Consider the following 2,481-nt stretch of genomic DNA (forward strand, 5'->3'; position numbering starts at 1 on the left):
CCCCGCGCGTGTCCGACGCGCCCGGCATCTATGCCAACGGGCACGTACCCCGGCCGCCGGACGACCCCGATCGGATGACCGATCGGCGGCTGATCGGGGGAGCGGTGCTGGCGCTGGTGTGCGGGTTCCTGCTGTGGTCGCTGATGAAGAACGGCTACGTCCCGCTCTGGAAGCGCCCGCTGACCATGCTCACCCCGGATACGTGGTGGCACGGCAGCCGTCCCTCGCGGCCGGGCCAGTTCGCCGCAGCGGTGTACGAGTGCCTCTGGCTGGCGCTGATCACCCACTACTTCGCACGGATCGGCAGCTGGCGGGAGGTGGGCAGGCGCTACCTGCACGAACCGCGCGCCAGAGCGGTGGCGGCCGCGGTGATCGGCGTGTGTGTCTGGGTGCTCAGCGACAAGAAGTTCCTGCCACTGATGTCGCTGATACTGCCGTTCTACCCGCCGTCGTCCTTCCAGCACGGCACGCAGGCGGCCCTGCGGGTGGAGTACGAGGTCGACGCGATCGTCGCGCTGCTCGTGGCAGTGGTCGCCGCCAAGTACGGGCGCTGGGCCGAGCTGCTGCGGGGGCGTTCCGCCGCGAACGGGCAGCAGCCGTACGGCCCCGGGGCCGTACCGAAGCAGGGACCCGCCGACCCCGTGGCGCTCCCCGCGCCCGCCGAGTGGTCCGAGCTGCGGCAGGCCGGGTACGGCTCGGTGGCCGACCGGCTGGCGCAGGAGGTGCGGACCGGGCGGATGAACGACGTGGACTGCGTGCGGGTGCGGCAGTCGTGGCAGCTGGTGCACGGACGGCGCGAGGGCGCGCAGGAGTTCGCCGACGGGGTGCTGCAACTCGGCGGGGCGGCGATGGTGCACCCGTCCGGTAACCGGGACGTGCCGCGGCGGACCGCCGACCACGACCTGCTCGGCAGCCAGGTGCGGATCGGCCGGGGCGTGGAGGACAAGCGCAACGGCTACCAGTACCGCGGCGCGGGCGTCGCCCTCGACCCGGGCGTGCTCGGCACCGGGCTGCTGGCCGTCGGGCCGCCCGGCGCCGGCAAGAGCCGGCTGCTGATGCGCCCGGTGGTCGAGTCGCTGTGCCTTCAGGCGCTCGCCGGCAAGGCCGCGGTGGTGGCGATCGCGGGCGCCGATGTCGACCTCGGCCCGGCCGAGGCGTACGACATGGTGATCTCGCTGGCCGACCCCGCCTCGCGGGACGACCTCGACCTGTACGGCGGCAGCACCGATCCCGACGTGGCGGCCGCGCTGCTCGCCGAGGCGCTGATCGACGGGCCGGAGAACGAGCAGCGCCGGGCTGCCACGGCGCTCGGCCAGCTGCTCGCCCCGTACGCCGCCGCGCACGGCCGGTTCCCGTCCGTGCCCGTGCTGCGCGAACTGCTGGAGGGCCTGCCGCACGCGTTCGCGGCGCTGCGCGAGGCGGTCGACGCGGTGGGCAAGCCGGGCCTGGTGCGCGAACTCGACGCGCGGGAGCGGCAAAGTGCCCGGTCCGGCGACATCGGCGCCGAACTCGCGGACCGCATCGGGGTGCTCGACCGGCCCGCGTTCGCCGGGTTCTTCGACACGTCGGGGCGGCGCCGGCCGTTCGCGATGCACGCGCCGGACCACCCGCTGGGCTATGCGCTGCGGGTCCGGGTGGAATTGCCCGAACGCGGCCACGCCGAGGCGTCCCGGATACTGGTCCGGCTGCTCCTCGCCCAGTTCACCGCCGCGGTCGCCGCGCGCCGGGACCGCTCGCTGTTCGCCTGCGTCGTGGTCGACGACGCCGCCCACGCGCTGTCGGAAGGAACGCTGCGCGCGCTGCCGTCGCTGCGCGGCCTCAACGCGGGCGCGCTGTTCGGGCTGCGCTCGCTGGACGCGCTGCCGGAGGGGCTGCGCGGCGCCGTGGTCGGCGCGGTGGGCTGCCGGATGGTGTTCGCCGGGGTCTCGCCCCGCGACGGCCGGTTCTTCTCCGAGACGTGGGGCACCATGCGGGTCCAGACCCGCGACATCACCCGGACCCCCGACCAGTCCGGCGGGCTGCCCAGGCGGCTGAGCCGCGGCGTGCGGCGGCTGTTCACCGGGGAGGTCGTCACCACCGAGTCGGTCACCGTGCGCGAGGTGGAGCGGGAGCGGTGGTCGGCGTCGGATCTGGCCCAGCAGGTGCCCGTGGGACACGCGGTGGTGTCGTTGACGACGACCGCGGGGGAGCACGCGCCGCCGGTGCTGGTCGACCTGCGAACGTGAGGGGTTGCGGTACGGTGCGGGAGAATCCAGGGTGTCGGCGACCGGTCGGCAGATCTCCGTCTCCGAACGGCACCAGGTAGGCATGCCTCTCACGCTAGCGTCGCTCGCGCATCACACGTCGCTCAAGCTCACCGTGCTCGCCTCGGGCGGCCGGCTGGGCGCCGAGGTGCGCTGGGTGCACACCAGCGAGCTGGAGGACCCGGCGCCGTATCTGGAGGGCGGGGAACTGCTGCTCACCACCGGGCTGAAGCTGGAC

The 2,481-nt window shown here is 74.2% G+C and carries 2 protein-coding genes; both read left to right on the forward strand.

Translation table 11 applies throughout. The features are described 5' to 3' along the window. Positions 1-2,225, forward strand: a 2,225-nt coding sequence (locus tag AC13HU_RS35625; RefSeq protein ID WP_483046144.1) for a type IV secretory system conjugative DNA transfer family protein, incomplete at its 5' end; no start/stop codon positions are given. Between the two features lie 82 nt (positions 2,226-2,307). After that, positions 2,308-2,481 (forward strand): PucR family transcriptional regulator ligand-binding domain-containing protein (locus AC13HU_RS35630; RefSeq protein WP_483046145.1); only part of this gene is annotated, 174 nt, incomplete at its 3' end.

Source organism: Streptomyces sp. NH27 (genome assembly GCF_056859195.1).